The organism is Brumicola blandensis, assembly GCF_031846165.1.
Taxonomy (GTDB): Bacteria; Pseudomonadota; Gammaproteobacteria; order Enterobacterales; family Alteromonadaceae; genus Glaciecola; species Glaciecola blandensis.
In genome coordinates this window covers 256,223-273,028 of sequence record NZ_JAVRIE010000007.1, presented here as the reverse complement: position 1 = coordinate 273,028, position 16,806 = coordinate 256,223, and the positions used below count along the sequence as shown (strand labels likewise).

Sequence of the window (16,806 nt, the reverse complement as noted above, 5' to 3'; positions counted from 1 at the left end):
ACCGTTTACCGATTAAACGCCAACATTATCCGCTTGTTATTATTCAACTGTTCCACTCTTTCTTGAGCCACCAAAGAGAATTTAGCTGCTTGATCTTTTGCGATAGGCTCAGCCTGAGGCAGCTTTACCGTACGAGGGTTGCGGTGTACGCCGTTGACTAGAAACTCATAATGTAAATGAGGTCCAGAGGCTAGACCCGTAGAACCTAAATAGCCAATAGTTTGACCCTGTTTAACAGTTTGCCCGCGCTTCACAGCGCGTTTTGTAAAGTGTAAATATTTGGTGGTGTACTTTTCACCATGTTGAATAAACACGTGGTGTCCATTGTATTTGTCGTAAGCTGATTTAATCACTTTACCGTCACCTGCAGCCATTACTGGCGTGCCTACTTTGCCAGCGTAATCCACACCTCGGTGTGCTTTCCAACGCTTTTGCACAGGATGGAAACGACGTTTTTTAAAGCTTGAGCTAATATATTTAAATGAGACAGGTGCTCTCAAAAAGCTCTTACGCATGCTTCTGCCGTCTGGCGTATAAAAATTACCATCGCTATATTTTATTGCTTGGAATTGTTCGCCTTGGTTTATAAATTCAGCAGCAACAATGTCGCCGAAACCAATAAACTCGCCGTCAATATATTGCTTTTCATAGATAACATTGAAGGTATCGCCTTCTCTTATCTCTTGTGCAAAGTCGATGTCCCAACCGAAAATGCCCGCTAAGCGCATAATTTGATTGTCAGTTAACCCTGCTTCACTACCAGCGTTCCAAAAACTACTGCGTATTTCGCCTTGTGCGAAACTGAATAGGGTATCGACTTGCTTTACAGAAACGTCACTGGTGAGTTTATTGTCGCTGTCGCGCTTAATGCTAAGGGTTTCGGTTTTAGATAAGGGGTAACGTAGTGATTGAAACTGTTTTGCTTCATCCATTTGAACGTAGAGAAAATCGCCTGGCTTAATTTTGACTAGATTCTTTGCTAATTTGCCGGCACGGCTCACATTGTGAGTGTCTCTTGGGCTTAATCCAAGTTGTGAAAAAATACTGGCGAGGGTATCACCACTTTTTACTTGATGAGTTTGCCAGTTATCCGCATCATCTTCGAGCTCAACGCTTTCTACTGTTGAGGCTAATTTTGGTAGCTGCACATCGTATTTTATGCCGGGAAGCAGTTGTTTAACCTCAAGGTTTCTTGAAGCTTCAACAGTGTCGGCAGGGAATAAAACGAAGCCGAGCATGACGATTGCGACAGTGGCAAGCGTAAATCGGTGCGGTTTTGGCAGTTGTTTTATTGTATTCGTAATCATACGACCGTAAAATAGCTTTCTATTAAAACACCAGAATATAATGATTTTAGTCTTGAATCCAGCGGAAAGGTTCAATTTCCACTTTGTTTGTTACTCCTCAATCTGAGGAATTTCTTCATCCAAACGAAAGAGCTGATTAAAATGTAATCATATTAAGAAGTTATAAAGGACGTTCTTTTATACCTTCAGTACTACAGGAATAAGTAATGGCAGACTGGCAAACAGCGTTCGCAGAGATAAAGCGCGGATCCGACGAAATATTGATCGAAGAAGAACTCATTGAAAGGTTAAAAAGCGGCAAGCCGCTAAAAATTAAAGCTGGATTCGATCCAACTGCACCAGACCTGCACTTAGGTCATACGGTTTTGATCAATAAACTCCGCACTTTTCAGAATTTAGGTCACGAAGTGATTTTCTTGATTGGGGACTTTACTGGCTTAATCGGCGATCCAACGGGTAAAAATGTCACGCGTAAACCATTAACCAAAGAGCAAGTTCTGGAGAACGCTAAAACATATCAGGAACAGGTTTTTAAAATATTGGATCCAGAGCGCACGACTATCCGCTTCAATTCAGAGTGGTTTGACGAAGTGGGCGCGGCCGGTATGATTAAGCTAGCGGCCAGCCAAACGGTGGCGCGTATGCTGGAGCGAGATGACTTTAAAAAGCGTTATGCCAATGGTCAGCCAATCGCTATTCATGAGTTTTTGTATCCGCTTGTGCAAGGCTGGGATTCGGTTGCATTAGAAGCTGACGTTGAGCTTGGTGGTACCGATCAGCGCTTCAATTTGCTAATGGGGCGTGAGTTACAAAAAGATCAGGGGCAGAAACAGCAAACAGTATTAATGATGCCATTGCTAGAAGGCCTCGATGGCGTTCAGAAGATGTCAAAGTCTTTGAATAACTACATTGGTATTACCGATAGTCCTACCGAAATGTTTGGTAAGGTGATGAGTATTTCTGATGACTTGATGTGGCGCTATTACGACCTGTTAAGTTTTAAACCGCTTGAAGAAGTCCAATTGCTAAAGGATGAGGTAGCAAACGGTAAAAACCCTAGAGACGTGAAAATTGCGCTAGCCCAAGAGTTGATTGCTCGTTTTCATACTGAACAGGACGCAGAAGCTGCGCTACAAGACTTTATTCAGCGCTTCCAAAAGAACGCGATTCCAGATGATATGCCAGAGTTTGAATTTGCTTTAGAAGTTGATGGGATCGCTATTGGTAATCTTTTGAAACAAGCAAACCTAGTTGCATCCACATCTGATGCAATGCGAATGATTAAGCAAGGTGCAGTTAAAATTGATGGCGAAAAAGTGAGTGATACACGTTTCAAAATCGAACAAGCGGGAGAGGCTGTTTATCAAGTAGGTAAACGGAAATTCGCTCGAATAACCCTGAAGTAAGGTACTCAAGGTCAACAATAGGTAATAGGCCAGATTGAAGCATAACGCTCATAACAGTAACGTCCTAAAAGATTTTAGTATTTCGGCCTTTAGTGCCGGCTTTGTTGCTGTTTTGGTGGGCTTTGCGAGTTCTTTGGCGATTGTGCTGCAGGCTGCTCATGCGATGGATTTGCCGCTTGCACTTATTGAGTCTTGGGTTTTAGCGCTAGGCGTAGGCATGGGGATTTGTTGCCTCGGTCTTTCTTGGTACTATAAAAACCCAATTATTATTGCGTGGTCAACACCCGGTGCCGCGCTATTGGCGACTAGTTTGCAAGGACTCAGCATAGAACAGGCAACAGGTGTTTTCTTGTTTGTTGCTGCGCTTTCATTGCTTATTGCTCTTTCCGGAACGTTTAATAAAGTGGCGCAGTGGATCCCAATGCCCATCGCTGCAGCTCTACTTGCCGGTGTTTTAATCAAGTTCGGCTTTTCTATATTTACGTCGTTTCAGCTTTCCCCGGTGCTTATTGGTCTTATGCTTATTACTTTTTTTGGAAGTAAGTATTTTGCGCCTCGTTACGCAGTCATCTTAACGCTAGTAAGCGGTGCGTTATACCTATTCTTCGGACCTGAGCAACTGTCAGTCGAGGGCGTTGGACTGGGAATGGCTAAACCATACTTTGTTATGCCAGAGTTTGAGTTAAGTACCATTATAGGTGTTGGTATTCCTTTGTTTATAGTGACAATGAGCGCACAAAACTTACCAGGGATTGCAGTACTAAAAGCGAGTGGCTATCACGATCAAGCAATCTCCCCTCTCATTGGAAGCGTAAACGTGGTCACGTTGGTTTTAGCACCCTTTGGCTGTTTTGCATTGAATCTTGCGGCGATTACTGCTGCCATATGCACAGGAGAAGAGTCTCATCACGATCTAAATAAGCGCTACATTGCGGGTATTTCCGCAGGTCTATTCAATATACTCGCCGGCCTAATGGCCGTTTCGATGGTTGGCATATTTGCTAGCTTCCCAATGGCATTTATCAGCGCTTTAGCTGGTTTAGCCTTATTAGGCACAATAGCAAGTAGCTTACATAGCGCTTTGGCTGAACCCGACAATCGTGAAGCTGCGCTAGTTACGTTTCTAGTGTGTGCGTCGGGTATGAGCTTTGCTGGTGTCTCTGGCGCATTTTGGGGCGTAGTGCTGGGTGTTGTTCTTCAGAAAATGAAAGCCAGAAAGAGCAAGTTGGCCTAATTTGGCTTGTTTTGTGCAGAATCATCCATAGCCTTCTTGCTAGTCTCTATCTAAAGCAGAAATAATCAGCACAAAAAAGCATAATACACAATTGAATAAGGGTATCTGCAGACTACTGGGCATCATATATATGAGGCTCACTGCGGGCAACCAAATACACCATGTGCTAATGATTGTGGCTGACAATCGACTGTAAAAAAAGCGCCGAGAAAGAGACTGCCGAGTGACGGCCCACCTAAAGCCACTTTCTTTCCAGATGTAAAGCGCGGTAAGCAGGGGACTAGTAATAAACACACTAAAGACAAATTGGTCGACGGCTGTTTTCTTTATTACCGTGATGGCATCTGCTTGGTCTCCAAACCACCCAGCTTGCAGTTGATAAAAACTATCTATGAGCCACCCCATGAATGCCCAAACCAGGATGTAAAATATAAAATGCTGAAATTTTTGTGTTTTTATTTTCTGTTTAAAATAAAGAAATACAAAAGGAAGAAAGCCGCCAAAAAGAGCAGTGGACACAATTGCATATAAAATACCAAACTGCGTTTTTATTTGTGCAACATATTCAAAACTGCTTTTCGCTTGTTCTAAGTAGAAAAAACTAAGCACGACCACCAATGCAAATGATTGCAGAATAAGGGCGGGAGCGATGTTTTCTCTAGCCGCAGCGATCAAACGCTGGCTAGGAGTTATTGCCATATATTGTTTCTACTGCCAATTGGCGCGCTTACTTTACAAGAACCTGCGCAACTTAAGTGATCGTTATTTTAAAGAGTTAACGGCGCGTTTATCTTCTTGCCAGCCAGACATGTCACCTTCTAAATGAAATACTTTATTAAACCCGTTTTCTTCCAGCATTTTTATGGCTTTTCCAGCGCGAAAACCAGATCGACAATAAACGACAATTGGGAAGTCTTTGAATTCTGACAAACGATCCAAGCTTGTTTCGATTTCATTCACAGGAATATTCACTGAGTTCGGAATGTGTGCTTCACTGTATTCTTGTATGGTTCTTACATCGAGAAGTAAACGTTCACCTTTATCCATCTTTAGCAATTCATCAGGTGAAATATCTTGGCTACTGTAAGCGCAAAAAGATAAGAACATCAATAGACTAAGTGTAGTTTTGAGAAATGTGTTAATTGTGAAGAAAAGTGACTGTTTGTTTTGACGCATCGTTTTATGTCCTTGTATCGACTTTATCAATAAGCCATGAGTTCTTAACTAGTTATCAGGGCTGTTGTTTGAAAGTTAACTATAGCTAAAGATAGACGGATTTACATAACTTTGCTAATTCAGGTAATACTCTCGGTGTAAAGCGATGCAATGCATCTGGATTAACTTTAATAATACTAGGTGCGAATACATCAGTGTGGGCGGCCCAAAAAAGCTCAATATCTTTCATTGGTAAACTCAATCCAGCAATAATGTGTGAAGGCTGTTTGCGAATAATGTCGGCTAACGAAAACTGTGAAAAAGAGCTTGCCGTGTCAGCGTATATATTTTGGATACCACAGATGGCCAATAAATTATTTATCCACCTGTCATTACCAACACCACTTAGAGGTTGCTGGCTCATATAATAAAGGGCTGTGCTGTTTTGGTCTTTATACTGTTGAGTTAAGTCGGCAAGAGTGCTTGTTAATTGCTTTGTTAGTTTACTTGCCTGCTGTGTTGCATTAAGGAGCTTACCAATGCGTTCTATATCGGTAATAACATCGTTAAATGCTTGTGGTGATGATCGGTACACAGTAAAACCTAACTGCTCTAACCGAGCTAAGTCTTGTGCTTTATTCCCACCTTCCCAAGCCAATATAATACTTGGCTTTAAACGAACGATACTAGCAATGTCTGCACCTTGATAGCTAGATACAGACGGTAAGGGCTGGGTACATTTTTTTGTTCGGCAGCCTTGGCCGTAAGGATAGTCGCTAAAATCACTGACAGCAACGAGATATGTTTCTTGTTCCAAGGCAAACACAATTTCGCTTAGATGAGGAGAGAGGCTGATGATACGTTTGTCTTCCTCGCTATTTGCTTGGGCGAAACCAAAGCATGCAAACATGACAAAAATGAGTGAATTCTTCAAAATAAGCTTGTTAGTAGGTAATCGCAGTATGCAAGGCTAAACAAAATAGTAGTAAAAGTAAAAGGAACACTACGCTTATTCGATTTATCAATGCGATGGTATTTGAGATGACTATTGCTCGTGGCTCACCTTTACCAATATATTTTGTGCGGCGATATTTGTTCGCGTCACGGTGTTTAGTATTTCTATAAAACAAGGGCCCGCTTAAGTTGATATCAAGCGCGTAATGACATGCACGCAGCACAATAGCTCCCTGGGTCTCGGAGATAGAACGGGCAATTCTATGTTGACGTATGTACGTAACGATCATTACCCCTCTTGCGATGAATACAGAAATGAATGCACTTAGTCGAATAGGCAACCATTGCAGAATAAATACAAATTTTGCAACAGCCTTACCAAAATACTCATACCGCGGCAGTTTAGTGTTCCAGCTGTGATGCAGCTCATAACATACTCGATAGGTAAGCGCCGTAAATGGGCCCAGAAGAATAAACCAGAACCAAGTCACGATAGATTGATAATGAAAGCGAAGTAACAAGCCTTCTACTGTGGCTTTCGTTACTCCTACCTCAGATAACATATCTGTTTCTCTCAATACCATGGGCGCGAGGAGAGACTTACTCAGTGATTTCTTCTCCAATATTTGGGCTTTTTTAATCTGTTGGCTTCGTTGAAGATGGCTTGAGAACTGCAAACAAACATACAAAATGCAGGCATCAAATAGAGCTGGGTAATATACAAACTCTCTGAAAATGATCAAGATCACCAAGTTGGGTGCAATGATCATGAACGCAGCAAGCGCACCTGATATTACATGTTGACTATTAGGTGCACTGGTCTTTGGTTTGACTCTTGAGGCCATTCGTTCGCCCAGAAAGCGAACAAATGACATTGGATCAACCCTAGTAGGCAAGGGCCATATTCTCTCAAAACAAACCACAGCACACAGAATCAGCCAAGGTTCAAGCGCTGGGTGAGTGATGATGTTGAGCAATATGTCCATTAATTTTAATCGATGACTTTGAGCATACCCATAACGAGGTTGGCGCTATTTTTTGCTGCTTTGTCGAGATAAGCCTGAAACGATACCGTGGATGTTTTTCCAGCGATATCTGATAAGCTTCTAATTACCAAAAATGGCGTTCCCATCAAATATGCGGTTTGTGCAATCGCAGCGCCTTCCATCTCAACAGCTGTCATTTCAGGAAAGCGTTGCTTGGTTTCCATGGCTGCATCATCGCTGCCAATAAAGCTATCACCTGTGCAAATTAGACCGACTTTGGTCTTAACGTCGGGAAGTGATTTGGCCGAGGCGATAGCTGCCTCGATGAGCTGTTCGTTGCACACATAGTTTTCAGGCATCCCAGCACATTGACCAAGCTTATACCCAAAATGTGTAATATCTACGTCATGATGAGTGACTGCTTGGCTAATCACAATATCACCAATATCGAGATCTTGATCGAAACCACCTGCTGAGCCAGTGTTTACCACATAATCAGGCGCAAAACGGTCTATGATCAAGCTGGTGGCAACAGCGGCAGCGACTTTACCTATGCCACACTTTACTAATACAACAGAGTGACCATTTAATTCGCCACAATAAAAAGTAAGGTGAGCGTGATTTTGCTCTTGTAAATTGGTGATTGAGGCTTTGAGTAGTGCGATCTCTTCGTCCATCGCACCGAGTATTGCTATTTTCATTAGAAATCTCGTTGATTTTTATGGGAAGTGTACTTGGCAAACACTAAAACGCAAGCACTCAAGGAGTGGCTTGCGCTTTTATGATGTCACAATCTTAACTATACTAATGCGTTCAGAGGCACTTACGCTGCAACTTGGCGAGATGAGCGTACAGGTCTCGTGGGGCGCTTAGATGGTGTAAATAGAGATGAGTTTGTTGGTTCAGGTGCCAATGGTAGTTTACCCTGTTGACGTCTCAAAGGGACCAATTTTGCTTCGATACAAGCTCGAATATCTTCAATTTTGTAGCCGTGTCTGGCTTTGATTCGAGCATGCGGTATGCCTGCTGAATCCAAAGCACCAGTGACAAAGAAGTCGCGTTTAGTTTTGTGTCCTTCGGGCCCCATATTATGCACTAAGTCGAGAGCTAGCACAGGTGTCATGTCGGTTTTACTCACCAACACATAATCAAGTTGCTTGCCCGTTGCTTTGATCAGAGCTGATTTCGCCATTTTTTTGTTGGTGTTGCGTCGCAGTGACAAAACATCTGTAAGACGCACACGACACATGACCCTAAACTCATTGCCAACCGCGCGCTCAATCATATCTAAAAATTGGTGCTCTACTGGCGAGAACAATTGCGTTTTGCGCATAAAAGGGAAACTCACTTCATCTTCACTGAACTTAATTGCAACGATAGCCACTACAATTAAAATCATCACTAATACAATCGCAAATTCCATACTCTTTCCTAGTTGGTCTGTTGACTTGACGTGATCGTCGAGTCGGTGTTTTGACTTATACAAAGAGATAGCAATTGCTGTGCCAACCAGAAGTTTGAAAGTGTTTTTTTAATGAGGAGTGTCGCTAACTAGCTGTTAGCTTTTGGGAAGACATTCACGATTTAGAACGATTTTAATGGTTCTAAATCGTGAAGGAAAGGGCGGCAATTCTTAGCTAAGAGGCGCTTTTACAAGGATATCTACCTGTGTACCACCACCGTCTTTTGAGATAATCAAAGTGGTGTTGTTATCTGCACTTTTGATCATTGTTCTTTGCTTCACTGTTTTCGGTTCAGCAAATTGTACAGATGAAGATAAGTAGTATTCAACCACCTCTTCTGGCGTTTGTGGGATGAATAAAATCATAGAAGCAGGGTAATCAGCGGCAAAAATTTGGCACAATTTGCCGTTTACCGGAATATCGACCTGATTAAATGTTTCAGGGCAACCTGCTGCTCTTACCGCAACTTCAACGTTAGCTTCAAGCTCATCTACAACAGTCTCATCTACAACAGTGTCTTGTTGAGACTTCACTGTTTCGCTAGATTCACTTACAGCGTAAAGGTTGGCATTGTTATCAGATAGGTCTTCTATGTTAGCTTCTTCAGCACTTTCGCTGACAGCAATCATTGAATAGTTGTCGTCTTCTGCCGCTTCATTTTCAACGCTTGGAGAGACTACCTTGTCTTCCACAGGTTTTGGTGTTTGTTTGGTTTTTGCAATGGCTGGTAAAGCAGGCACTTCAGGTGACGCTGCAACTTTAGGCAATGCAGGGATTTCGGTCTTGTTAGCGTCTTTGGCTGCCAATTCTGTTTTGGCGACAACAGTGGCTTTAGCGGTTTCAGTAGCGTCTTGCGCTTCTGCTACAGCTGCTGCTTCAGCCTGTTCAGCAGTTTCCTCAACTTCAACAGCAAGAAGCACCTCAGTGGTATCAGTAGCGTCTTGCACTTCTGTCACAACCGCTTCTTCAACCTGTTCAGCAGTGTCTTGAACTTCAACAGCAAGAAGCATCTCAGTGGTATCAGTAACGTCTTGCACTTCTGTCACTACCGCTTCTTCAACCTGTTCAGCAGTGTCTTGAATTTCAACAGCAACGAGCGCCTCAGCGGTTTCAGTGAGTACTTCTTCTTCTGCTTCTGCGACGACAGCTTCAACTTGTGCTTCAGTTGCAGCGGCCTCTTCGGTGGTTTCAACTGCCATTTCAATACTTTGTTGCTCGAGTGCCGCAAGTTCACTTTCGGTTTTAATATCTTTGACTTGGAAATCGCTACTTTTTTCCGTACTTGCTTCAACACTTGCCTTTTCAACCGTACTAGCATCTTGTGCCGCTAACTCGCTCTTTGCTTCATTCGTAATGGCTAAACCAGCCATAATCAGTTCAGCCACTGACCTCTCGGAATGATCTGGTTTGTCACTTGCTTTCGGTGCAGCAACAGCTTGTGTTTTATAAGTAGTTGGTACTTGAGCTACCAAAGCTCCATCAACATTGCCTTTTCTCGTATCAAGCAGAGCACTTAGTGCTTGTTCGACTTGGTCCGGGCTTTTAACCGTCGTTCCGGCAGCCTCTGCAATGCTAACATTAGCAGCTGTTGCAAAGATGAAACCAGCAATTACAGCAGGCATCACGATGCTTGTCTTTTTATTGCTAGTGTTTCTGGTCATAGCCTGTGCGCTCGAAGGTTTGTTCTTCGCCGCTGAACTAAACAGTGTTTGATTGTACTTATTCAAAATCCTACCCGCCTGAGTATGTGTCTTTTAAACTGCTGACATATCGTTTAAAAGAATACTAAATATAATTTCCATATCGGCAGGATACTAGCTGTACTGCAGTCGTGTAGTCTGTCTAATAATAGCTAGGTATATTAAAAAATAACCAAAGTGGGTGTTTCTGGGGCGTTTTGAACGAAAAAATGGACGTGATACATCAAGTCATCACGCCCATTATGATAGGAAAGAAGCTAGTTAGGCAGGCATTACACTTCCATGTAATCCAGCATACCTTCAGCTGCTTTTCGTCCCTCATCGATGGCAGTGACGACAAGGTCAGAGCCTCTCACCATATCGCCGCCACTAAATATCTTGGGGTTAGAGGTTTGGAACGCAAAGCGACCTTTTGCTGGAGCACGAACACGGCCTTTCTCATCCAGAATAATGCCATAATCGCCAAACCAAGGCGCTGGACTGGGTTGGAAACCGAAAGCGATAATGACGGCATCGGCTTCAAGTATATGTTCTGAACCTTCAATTTCTACAGGTCGCCTTCTGCCAGCCGCGTCCGGTTCACCCATTTCTGTTTTAACAACACGAACACCGATTGTTCTGCCACGCTCATCAACTGCAATATCAATTGGTTGCAAATTGAACTGGAACTCAACGCCTTCTTCTTTCGCGTTTACAACTTCTCTGCGTGAACCAGGCATACTCTCTTCATCACGACGATAAGCACATGTGACGCTTTGCGCGCCTTGGCGAATTGAGGTTCTGACACAATCCATCGTAGTATCACCACCGCCTAACACCACCACCTTTTTACCTTTCATATCGACAAAGTCAGCGGGGTCTTTCTCAATCCCCATCACTCTATTAATATTCGCGATGAGAAAGGGAAGGGCTTCGTATACGCCAGGTGCACTTTCGTTATCAAAACCACCTTTCATTGATTTGTATGTTCCCATGCCTAGGAAAACAGCATCATAGTCATCGATTAGACTTTGGAACTGAACGTCTTTGCCTACTTCGGTATTCAGTACGAATTCAACACCCATTTCAGTGAAAATTTGACGTCGTAATTTAATCACTTCTTTTTCTAACTTAAACGAAGGGATACCGAAGGTCAGCAACCCCCCGATTTCTTCATATTTATCGAATACGACAGGTTTTACGCCATTGCGCACTAAAATGTCTGCGCATGCCAGTCCAGCGGGTCCTGCACCTACAATCGCGACTTTTTTATCAGTAGGAACAACGTCAGACATGTCCGGACGCCAGCCCATTTTGAACGCGGTATCAGTGATGTACTTTTCAATACTACCGATAGTAACAGCGCCAAAGTCGTCATTTAATGTACAAGCACCTTCACATAGACGGTCTTGTGGACAAACACGACCACATACCTCGGGTAAGCTGTTGGTTTTATGAGATAATTCAGCAGCCTCCAATATCTTCCCTTCATTAGCTAAAGCTAGCCATTGTGGAATGAAGTTATGTACCGGACATTTCCATTCGCAATAGGGGTTTCCGCAGTCTAAGCAACGATCGGCTTGACCTTCAGTTTGTGATTGAGATAGTGGTTGATAAATTTCACCAAAATCTTCTTTACGCACTAAAATAGGTTTTTTAGGCGGGTCTATGCGTTCTACATCAACAAATTGATATACGTTTTTAGCCATAATACTTCTCCCTTCTCTTATTGCGCTTGAACGCGTAGTTCCGCGCTGGAACGGCTAATATGACCAAGCAAGTTTTTCACGTCGCTGGTTTTCGGTTTAACAAGCTTAAAGTGCTTACTTTCTTCAGCGAAGTCAGTGAGTAACTTTAATGAATGCTCACTACCAGTCTCTTCATAATGGCCATTGATTAGGCCACGTAAATGTTCAGAAAGAATCACTTTGTCGTCAACACTCATAATTTCGACTAACTCACTATTGACTCTGTTTTCGATATCATCAAACTCATCGTAAAGGTAAGCAAATCCGCCTGTCATACCTGCGCCGAAGTTAACGCCAATACTACCTAGGGAAGCAACGATACCGCCGGTCATGTACTCACAACCATTGTCACCCATGCCTTCCACAACCGCTACTGCGCCAGAGTTTCTAACCCCAAAACGCTCACCGGCGCGGCCTGCAGCATATAGCTTCCCGCCTGTTGCACCGTATAAGCAAGTGTTACCCATAATGGCACTGGAATGAACATCAAAACTGACATTGCGAGGAGGGTGGATGACTAGCTTACCACCCGTCATACCTTTACCAACGTAGTCGTTAGCATCACCAATTAAGCGCATATGTAATCCGCCTGCATTCCACACACCAAAACTTTGGCCAACAGTACCCGTTAGTGTAATTTTAACTGGTTCATCGTCCATACCTTGGTTACCGTGCAAGCTAGCGATATAGCCTGATAGCGTTGCGCCAACACTACGATCAGTATTGCGAACGGCATAGGTATATTGTGCGCCAGACATTTTATCAACGGCTTGTTTACAATCGGCAAGCATGCGCTTGTTTAACTCACCTTTGTCAATTGGTTCATTGGTCGTTTCTGAACAAAATAGGCGCGTATGCTTGCCCGCTTCTGGCTTTTTCAACAAGGGTGATAAATCTAATCTTGCTTGCTTAGCCGTTTGACCGTCGAGTAAGGTCAGTAGTTCTGTGCGCCCCACGAGGTCTTCAAACTTGGTGACACCAATACTTGCCATGATTTCACGCACTTCTTGGGCAACGAACTTAAAGTAGTTCATCACCATATCAGGCAGTCCGATGAAATAGTTGTCGCGCAGTGATTTGTCCTGCGTGGCTACACCTGTTGCACAATTGTTCAAATGACAAATGCGCAAGTACTTACAGCCTAAGGCTACCATTGGGCCGGTACCAAAACCAAAGCTCTCTGCGCCTAAAATACCTGCTTTAACAACATCTAAACCAGTCTTTAAGCCGCCATCTGTCTGTACACGTACTTTGTGTCGTAAGCCATTTTCAACAAGCGCTTGCTGAGTTTCTGATAGTCCCAATTCAAAGGGGCTTCCAGCGTATTTCACTGAAGTTAATGGGCTTGCGCCTGTTCCACCGTCATAACCAGAAATGGTAATCAGGTCGGCATAAGCTTTTGCAACCCCAGTCGCTATTGTTCCGACACCAGGCTCAGAAACGAGTTTTACCGAAATCAACGCTTTCGGATTAACCTGTTTCAAGTCGAATATCAGCTGAGCTAAATCTTCAATAGAGTAAATGTCATGATGTGGTGGAGGCGATATGAGCGTCACGCCAGGCACTGAGAAACGCAACTCAGCAATGTATTTGTTGACTTTGTCACCAGGAAGCTGGCCACCTTCGCCGGGTTTTGCGCCTTGAGCCACTTTGATTTGAATAACACTCGCATTCATTAAATAGTGTGGCGTTACGCCGAATCGACCTGATGCTACTTGTTTGATCTTACTGTTTTTCTCTGTATTAAAGCGCGCTGGATCTTCACCGCCTTCACCAGAGTTAGATTGCCCACCGAGCCTATTCATCGCAATAGCTAATGCTTCATGCGCTTCTGGGCTGAGTGCTCCGATAGACATTGCAGCAGTGTCGAACCTAGGGTATAGGTTTTCAGCAGATTCTACTTGGTCAACATGAATGGCTTCTTTGAAACTCTTAATTTCCATTAAGTCTCTCAAGTGTGCCGGTGCTCTATCATTCACCAAGTTACTATAAACGAGGTAATCATCGTAACTACCGCTAACTACTGCTTTTTGAAGCGACGTAACTACATCAGGGTTGTAAGCATGGTATTCGCCGCCATGAACGTATTTAAGCAGTCCACCATGGCTAATCGTTTTACGTTTCAACCAAGCGATTCTTGATAAGTTAACGATATCTTGCTCGAAGTCAGCAAAAGAGGCGCCTTGAATGCGAGAAGGGATACCACGAAAACAAAGAGACACAACATCACTATTGATCCCAACCGCTTCAAATAATTTCGAGCTTCGGTAACTGGCGATGGTGCTAATTCCCATCTTCGACATTATTTTGTACAAGCCTTTGTTAATCCCTTTACGGTAATTCAGCACCGCTTGCATTGGTGTGATATCAAGTTCTTTCTTATCAACCAGTTGCTCAATCGTTTCGTAGGCTAAGAACGGATAGACAGCTGTCGCGCCCAAGCCTATGAGTACAGCAAAGTGATGTGGGTCGCGAGCAGAGGCTGTTTCGACAACAATATTTGCATCACAACGCAAGGCATTATCAACAAGTCTGCGTTGTACCGCACCTACTGCCATAGCGGCAGGCACTGGTAGCATATTCGCTTCGATATCACGGTCGCTCAATACTACAAATACGGCAGAGCGCTCTCTTACAGCTTCTTCAACTTCATCACAAATACGCTGAATAGCATTGGACAAGCCTTCTGCTAGACTATAATTGAGTGGAATTATTTCGTGATGGTAGTGCTCATCATCCAGTTCTTTAAGTTGCTTTAAGTCGGTATACATTAATACCGGTGACTCAAACAAAACGCGATGAGCGTAGCCTCTGGTTTCGTTGAACACGTTTTGTTCACGGCCAATACAAGTTGCCAGTGACATAACGTGATTTTCACGCAATGAATCAATTGGGGGATTAGTTACTTGAGCAAACTGTTGTCTAAAATAATCATACAGGGTTCGGTTGTTTGATGACATGACCGCCATCGGCGTGTCGTCACCCATTGAGCCAACCGCCTCTTGGCCGTCTTTGGCTAATACTTTAATCACCTGTTGCATCTCTTCGTAACTGTAGCCGAAGAGTTTGTGATAAGTCGCCATGGTATTGTCGTCAAAGGCGCGTTGTCCAATTTGACTGGCATCAGCCTGTTCCACTGGAACAAGTCGCTTGATATGGCTTTCTAACCATTCTTTATAAGGGTGACGTGTTTGTAAATCTTCGTCGATTTCATTGGTACGCCAGATTTTTCCAGTGTAAGTATCCACTGCCAGCATTTCACCTGGACCAACACGTCCTTTTTCAAGGACATCTTCCTGCTTGTAGTCCCAGATACCAATCTCAGATGCTAGCGTGATTAAACCGTCTTTAGTTATCACATAACGAGCAGGGCGTAAGCCATTTCTGTCCAGGTTACATGCAACATGGCGACCATTTGTTAGTACGATCCCGGCAGGACCATCCCATGGCTCCATGTGCATTGAATTGAATTCGTAGAATGAGCGTAAGTCGTCGCCCATTGTTTCGTTGTTCTGATATGCGGGTGGGACAAGTAAGCGCATGGCTCTAAACAAGTCCATGCCGCCAGCTAAAAAGACTTCTAGCATGTTATCTAGCGAGCTAGAATCTGAGCCTTCGGTGTTTACAAATGGGGCTGCCTGCAATAAGTCTGGTATTAGCGGGGTTGCAAATTTTCCTGCGCGAGCCGTTGCCCAATCGCGGTTCGCTTTGATTGTATTAATTTCGCCATTGTGCGCTAAAAACCGGAAGGGCTGAGCAAGTGGCCACTTGGGCAATGTGTTCGTTGAAAAGCGCTGGTGGAACACACAGATACTAGATTGTAAGTTTTCGTCTGCAAGATCGTGGTAAAAAGTAGGGAGATCTTTTGGCATGACAAGACCTTTATAGACCGTGACCAAGCCAGATAGGCAGGCAACATAAAAGTCAGGATCGTCTTCTAATCGTTTTTCTGCACGACGACGCGCCATATACAGCCTACGTTCAACATCTTCTGAGCGCCAGCCGCTAGGACTGTTGACAAAAATCTGTTCGATTTGCGGTACACCTGTTTTTGCTAAGTCACCAAGAATGCTGTGGTCTACAGGTACGATTCGCCAACCAAGAACGGGCAACATTTCTTTTTCAATTTCTTCGCTCAATACTTGGCGTGACTGTTCCGCGAGTGTTGGGTTCTGACTTAAAAATATCATGCCAACGGCATAGTTTTTACTCAGCTTCCAACCGCTTTGCTCAGCAATACCTTGAAAAAAGGAGTCTGGCTTTTGTAGTAATAAGCCACAGCCGTCACCGGTTTTACCATCGGCGGCAACACCACCACGGTGTTGCATGCGGTCTAGACCTTCGATTGCTGTTAATACTAATTGATGGCTAGCTTCACCCGATGTGTGGGCGATGAGACCGAAGCCACAGTTGTCTTTTGAATCATTAGGATGATACAAACTCATATTATTCTCCTTCCGCAGCTTAACGCTGCAGCACGCTGTCCTTGAACAAGACGTGACACTTGTTAAATAAGGCGAACCAGTCGCTGTATTTCTTTTATTATTATTGTTATTAATTTGCCATTGGTATGTTGGCCAATGTTTTGTCGTATTGTTTGCCGCTATCTACTGTTGTTGCCAGAATGGTTGTTGTGAAATAACGAATTCAAAGGTCCGAATTTTTATTCACCTTTTATAGCGGCAAAACAACATACCTATTTTGTACATCAAAAGCAATTATAAGCAGTATAAATATTAATATTTATTTGGTGAATATCGCCTGTAAATATTAAAAATAAAGGTGATGATCTAATGATTTCAAGGTCTTGCTGTTCGGTTTCTTGCTCATGGCATGCTTGACTTCGCTTTTATCGAGGGTAAAAAATGTCTTAA

Annotated in this window: 12 protein-coding genes; 2 read left to right on the top strand and 10 right to left on the bottom strand. The window is 43.4% G+C overall.

Features of this window, described 5'->3' with window-relative positions; translation table 11 throughout:
• Positions 1–5: 5 nt before the first annotated feature.
• On the bottom strand, positions 6–1,307 hold the full coding sequence (locus tag RM544_RS16420) for a peptidoglycan DD-metalloendopeptidase family protein (RefSeq protein WP_311362895.1): 1,302 nt from the start codon (positions 1,305–1,307) through the stop codon (positions 6–8).
• A 206-nt stretch (positions 1,308–1,513) separates the two neighbouring features.
• Here RM544_RS16420 and tyrS point away from each other — a divergent pair, with 206 nt between their 5' ends.
• Both tyrS and RM544_RS16410 read left to right on the top strand, forming a co-directional pair.
• The gene (gene tyrS, locus RM544_RS16415) at positions 1,514–2,713 is read left to right on the top strand and encodes a tyrosine--tRNA ligase (protein ID WP_311362894.1); all 1,200 of its coding nucleotides are present in this window, start codon (positions 1,514–1,516) and stop codon (positions 2,711–2,713) included.
• 34 nt (positions 2,714–2,747) lie between these two features.
• Complete coding sequence (locus RM544_RS16410) at positions 2,748–3,947, top strand: benzoate/H(+) symporter BenE family transporter (RefSeq protein WP_311362893.1); 1,200 nt, start codon at positions 2,748–2,750, stop codon at positions 3,945–3,947.
• Positions 3,948–3,986: 39 nt separating this feature from the next.
• Here RM544_RS16410 and RM544_RS16405 read toward each other — a convergent pair whose 3' ends face one another.
• The 9 genes from RM544_RS16405 to gltB form a co-directional block, all read right to left on the bottom strand.
• Entirely contained in the window at positions 3,987–4,646 is a 660-nt protein-coding gene (locus RM544_RS16405) for a hypothetical protein (protein ID WP_311362892.1), read from the bottom strand.
• Positions 4,647–4,709: 63 nt separating this feature from the next.
• On the bottom strand, positions 4,710–5,123 hold the full coding sequence (locus RM544_RS16400) for a rhodanese-like domain-containing protein (RefSeq protein ID WP_311362891.1): 414 nt from the start codon (positions 5,121–5,123) through the stop codon (positions 4,710–4,712).
• Positions 5,124–5,208: 85 nt separating this feature from the next.
• Positions 5,209–6,036, bottom strand: a complete 828-nt coding sequence (locus RM544_RS16395; protein WP_311362890.1) for a helical backbone metal receptor — start codon at positions 6,034–6,036, stop codon at positions 5,209–5,211.
• Positions 6,037–6,046: 10 nt separating this feature from the next.
• A complete protein-coding gene (locus RM544_RS16390) occupies positions 6,047–7,042 on the bottom strand; it encodes a cobalamin biosynthesis protein CobD/CbiB (protein WP_311362889.1) in 996 nt (331 codons plus the stop codon).
• Positions 7,043–7,047: 5 nt separating this feature from the next.
• Complete coding sequence (locus RM544_RS16385; RefSeq protein WP_311362888.1) at positions 7,048–7,743, bottom strand: 5'-methylthioadenosine/adenosylhomocysteine nucleosidase; 696 nt, start codon at positions 7,741–7,743, stop codon at positions 7,048–7,050.
• A 122-nt stretch (positions 7,744–7,865) separates the two neighbouring features.
• Positions 7,866–8,465: a DUF2726 domain-containing protein gene (locus RM544_RS16380; protein WP_311362887.1), complete on the bottom strand. Its 600-nt coding sequence runs from the start codon at positions 8,463–8,465 to the stop codon at positions 7,866–7,868.
• A 210-nt stretch (positions 8,466–8,675) separates the two neighbouring features.
• On the bottom strand, positions 8,676–10,232 hold the full coding sequence (locus RM544_RS16375) for a hypothetical protein (RefSeq protein ID WP_311362886.1): 1,557 nt from the start codon (positions 10,230–10,232) through the stop codon (positions 8,676–8,678).
• Between the two features lie 245 nt (positions 10,233–10,477).
• Complete coding sequence (locus RM544_RS16370) at positions 10,478–11,893, bottom strand: FAD-dependent oxidoreductase (protein WP_311362885.1); 1,416 nt, start codon at positions 11,891–11,893, stop codon at positions 10,478–10,480.
• A 17-nt stretch (positions 11,894–11,910) separates the two neighbouring features.
• Positions 11,911–16,377, bottom strand: a complete 4,467-nt coding sequence (gltB, locus tag RM544_RS16365) for a glutamate synthase large subunit (protein ID WP_311362884.1) — start codon at positions 16,375–16,377, stop codon at positions 11,911–11,913.
• Positions 16,378–16,806: the final 429 nt, after the last annotated feature.